The following is a 5,024-nucleotide window of genomic DNA, read 5'->3' on the forward strand; positions in this document are numbered from 1 at the left end:
GCCAAAAATACTATTGAAGAAAAAATACTTCTTCTTCAGGAGGCGAAAAAAAATCTATCCGACCAGATCATTTCGGAAGACGGTGTATCGGTTACGAATTTATCCAAAGAAGATTTTATGGGAATATTAGAAGGTGTTTAACACCAAAACAGAAGAAGTCAGCAGACCACGCTTTCATATGGTGTGCTGACTTTTTGTATGGTATCAGGTAAAGAAATATTATTCAGTATTCCCAGAGTTCCCCCTGGCGGCTGTAAAAACAGCAACAGAGCGTGCACCCAGCCGAAATGATGGATCATTCATAACCGGCATGTGTCCGGCGGGGTAAATCTTTCTTGAATCTTCTTGGGCAGTATTCACTGCAAGATGCCATTTCAGCGGATTCGGCAAAGGGGGCAGTGTGACTGTCAGGGGTTCCCAGTAAACATTTACAGCCAGATACACAATATCATCTGCGGTATCATCCGGAAGCCGTCCCGCAAATAAAACGCCCATCATTTTAGAATCCGCCGTAATATGGCTGTCAAATGGATTTTCCCGGTGAACGCTGATGGCATCCAGCTTACAGTGACTGGGTGCCAGACTGCGGCGGATTGCAGGATGGCTGCGCCGAAATGCAATCATATAAGAAAAAAAGTCAAACATATCCTGGTTTGCTTCCAGCAGCGTCCAGTCCAGCCAGGAAATCTCGTTGTCCTGGCAGTAGGGATTGTTATTCCCAAACTGCGTATTGCAAAATTCATCTCCGGCAAGAAACATGGGGGTGCCCCTGCTGCACATCAGGACAGCGCAGGCATTTCGGATCATCCGTCGGCGCAGCTCTAAAATTTGCGGATCTGTGGTATTGCCTTCCGCTCCGCAGTTCCAGCTGCGGTTATCATTGGTTCCGTCCGTGTTATTCCAACCGTTTGCATCATTATGTTTATCGTTATAGGCATAGAGGTCATACAAGGTGAAACCGTCGTGGCAGGTAAGAAAATTAACAGATGCGTTGTAGCCGCGCAGTTTGGGATCATAGAGATCCGTAGAGCCGGTAATGCGCTTAGCGGCTTCGGGTGCAAGCCAGTAGTCTCCTTTTAAGAATCCTCTCAGATCATCCCGGTATTTGCCGTTCCACTCCGCCCAGCGGTGCCAGGACGGGAAGGTGCCCACCTGATAGAGTCCCCCAGCATCCCATGCCTCTGCAATTAATTTTACATTGCCAAGAATCGGGTCGAATGCGAGACTTTGCAGCAGTGGTGGTTTACTCATGGGGGAACCGTCTTCATTACGGCCCAGGATCGTTGCAAGGTCGAAGCGGAAACCGTCAACACGGTAATTTGTAACCCAGTAACGGAGGCATTCCAGGATCATCTGCTGGACGATTGGGTGATTGCAGTTTAAGGTGTTGCCGCAGCCGCTGAAGTTATAATATTTACCGTCCGGTGTGAGCATATAGTAGATATTGTTGTCAAACCCTTTAAAGGAAAAATAAGGTCCGGCTTCATTCCCTTCAGCCGTATGGTTAAATACAACATCCAGAATAACTTCTATGCCGTTTTCATTCAGGGATTTTATCAGATTCTTTAGTTCCAGCCCCTCCTGGTTTGATTCGTTGTGTGAGGCGTAGCTGGTATTGGGAGAGAAAAAGCTTACGGTATTATAACCCCAGTAATTTAAAAGTTCTTTTCCGTTTACTTCTCTGCGGTCACTCATTTCATCGAATTCAAAGATGGGCATCAGTTCTACTGCATTTATTCCCAGTTTTTTTAAATAGGGTATCTTTTCTTTCAGTCCGTCAAATGTTCCGGGATGGGCAACGCCAGAAGATATGTGCTTGGTAAATCCACGGACATGAAGCTCGTAGATCACCAGGTCCTCCATCGTAATCAAAGGCTGGCTGAAGCTGCCCCAGTCAAAGTTATTTTTAACGACTCTTGCCCGGTACTGGACATCACAGGAAGACTTTGCACCCCATACACTCTGACCGGTGACGGCTCTGGCATAGGGATCCAGCAATGGCTTTGTCTTGTCGAATATAAACCCTTTTTCCGGCAAAAAGGGTCCGTCCAGACGAAAAGCATATTCGAAATCAGCCATATTCAAACCAAATACGATCATGGAAAAAACATGACCAATTTTATAATTATCCGGATATTTCAGAACTGCATAAGGCGAGCATTCTTCGGGATGGTAGAGCAGCAGTTCACAGGATACAGCATGATGGGAATGCACCGTAAAGCTGATTCCGCCGGGAATCGCAGTGGCACCGTTGATCTCATAGAATCCCGGGCGTACTTTATAGCCTTCCACCGTGTCCAGTGGCAGAAGATGGCTGCCCATTACGGAGGGCAGTACTTTTGCGGAATATTCTTTTGTAACAATTTCTGTGGATTTTTTCATATTCACCTCCATTGCCGCATGAACGGCAGCTGCTTTCTAATAGTTCCTGCGGGCTGTGAGTCAGGTATACATGTGTTACTGGGAGGTATTTGACTTGCCTATAGCATCCAGGATATAGTCCAGCTCTTTTGCGCAGGTAGACTGTTCATAATGGATACCGTCTATCGTTTCATATCCGGTTTTGTTCAGATAACGGTATGTATTGATTACATTGCTGCCAAAGGCTGCTTTTAATTTGCGGTTAAATGTTCGTATCTGGGAATCCTTATGATACGTAAATGTGCTGTCTATGGGTGTAATGGTGGTAATATAAATTTTTGTATGGGGATACTGTGTCATCAGTTCACGGCAAAGGCTGATATAGCCATTGATATCCTGCATATCATTGACTCCCATGCAGATAACGGCTGTCTGTTTGGGATCTTTATCCAGGATTTTTTTTAACTCGGTAAATGCGGTATTTTGAAACCAGGGAAGTCTTGCTCCGCTTTTTGTAATAAACAGTATATTATCCGTTCGGTCATCCAGAACCATTTCTTTGCCTTTTGTCCTGGAAGCGCCCACAAAAATAGTTTTTCCGGTGCTCTGTGAAGATTTGTTATTTATACGTATGGTACAGGATGCCATGGCAGCATTATTATGAGCCTTGACAGTGATGGCCGCCGTTCCGGCCTGCAGGGCTTTTATATTACCGGATGCATCAACAGAGACAGTCTGCGGGTTGCTGGAAACAAAAGTTACCTTGTCAGATGCCAATTTGATACCGTTTTGGTAAGGAATAAGCTTACTTGATTCCCCGATAAATAGGTTCTGCACATATTTTGAAAAGGTTATTTCTGACTTTTTCGGAGCCACAATGACGGTGCATCTGGATTTAATGGCTGGAGCTCCTTTGACGGAACATACAATGACTGCTCTGCCAGGCTTTAAACCCGTAATCAGTCCTTTGGGTGATATCTTTGCAACTTTCGTATTGAGAGAGCGGTATTTTAACTTTTTTTGGGAGGCATTGCGGGGTACCACATGGGCGATACATCTTACGGTCTGTCCTTCTTTTACCGAAAGGGCCGGCCTCTTTAATTTAACAGAGACGGGGGGAACCTTGGAACTCCTGCCGGCATAGGCAGTGGTGTTCAGGGCAAAGAATGCGGTAATTACCAGTATTATGATACATATTGTTTTTGATTTCTTCTGCATGATTCGATCCTTCACTTGCTGTAGATGCTTTATTCCTGTGAGCAACGAGCCAAATTGATACGCTGGCGCGTCCATTTGGTCTGCCGCGAGGGTTGCTGAACGTCCAGTGGATGTTCGTTTAGCAACCGCCAAAGCGGAGACCAAAAACTCCGATGCTCGCAATGGGTTTTTGACTTATAGATGTAACTCATTATACACAAGGGAAAAAACATTCGCAACATCTATAATATGAACTTTTGCTTAAGTTTTCATACATGACTTTTATATATCATCCTGGTATGATATACTGTAATAGAGCTTGTCGAAAAATATCAATTACGAAACTGCAGGCTGGGCGTGCAGATGGCGGGAATGATTTTTTGAACATGCTATTAGGATAAAGTACGACATAAGGGGTGAAAAAATGAAGGGAAATACGAAGAAAAAAATAATTTTAGGGGTAGTGATTGGATTTTTCGTGATCGTCATTGGTGTATACCTGGGAATTGCATATTATTTTACAAAGCATTTCTATGGAGGAACTATGATAAACGGGCTGGATTGCGGTAACGCTACCATCGCTCAGGTGGAAGATAAAATACAGGAAAGCATTCTTGTATATAACCTCACTTTAAAAGGACGTGACAACTTTGAAGAAGTGATTACGGCAGAGCAGCTTGGCTTTCAATACACGGATGAAGAGAAAGAAGTGGAAAAGCTTCTAAAAGCTCAGGAACCCTTTTTATGGTTTTTAAATATGGGAAAACAAGAAAAATACGAAACATCAGTTAATACTTCCTATGACAAAGAACTGGTGAGTTCACTGGTTAAAAATTTAAAATGTTTTCAAGACGGCAATATGGTGGAACCAAAGGATGCTTACATAGAAGAAACGGCAACCGGATTTGAAATCGTCCCTGAAGTAATGGGAAATACCATGGATCAGGAGCAGGTAAAGCAGGCAATCATTGATGCGGTAGACAATCATAAGACGGAACTTTCTTTTGAAGAAGCCGGACTTTACAAGGACCCTGAAGTCTACAGCTCCAATGAGAAAATGGTTACCCAGGTACAGGAACTGAACCGATTGACACAGGCAGAGATCACCTTTGATTTTGTAGACCGGAAGCTGGTGGCGGACAGAGGCCAGATCAGAGAATGGCTGGTGGAAGGGGAAAACGGTGAATATTCCATCGATGAAGATAAAGTAAGGCAGTTCGTGAATAAAATGGCGGCGGAGACGGATACATTCGGGCTCACCAGAGAGTTTAAAACCTCAAAGGGGGATACCATCACTTTAGAAGGCGGAGATTACGGCTGGGCTACGGATGTGGATGCCACAACCGAGAACCTGCTGGAGGCGTTAAGAGAAGGCAAGGTGGAGACTATGGAACCGGTATATGTGTATACAGCCATGGACCGTTCCTCCAACGATATTGGTGAAACATATGTGGAAGTCAGTATAG

Annotated in this window: 3 protein-coding genes; 1 reads left to right on the forward strand and 2 read right to left on the reverse strand. The window is 44.5% G+C overall.

Annotated elements, in window-relative coordinates:
- Positions 1 to 219: 219 nt before the first annotated feature.
- Positions 220 to 2,322 (reverse strand): glycogen debranching protein, encoded by a 2,103-nt coding sequence (locus tag ACH2DQ_RS05410; RefSeq protein WP_394912898.1) that lies wholly within the window; start codon positions 2,320 to 2,322, stop codon positions 220 to 222.
- 135 nt (positions 2,323 to 2,457) lie between these two features.
- Positions 2,458 to 3,579, reverse strand: a complete 1,122-nt coding sequence (locus ACH2DQ_RS05415) for an Ig-like domain-containing protein (protein WP_394912863.1) — start codon at positions 3,577 to 3,579, stop codon at positions 2,458 to 2,460.
- 403 nt (positions 3,580 to 3,982) lie between these two features.
- Between ACH2DQ_RS05415 and ACH2DQ_RS05420 the strand changes: the two genes are divergently transcribed.
- Positions 3,983 to 5,024 (forward strand): peptidoglycan binding domain-containing protein (locus ACH2DQ_RS05420; protein WP_395025874.1); only part of this gene is annotated, 1,042 nt, incomplete at its 3' end.

It is taken from the genome of Robinsoniella sp., assembly GCF_034124845.1.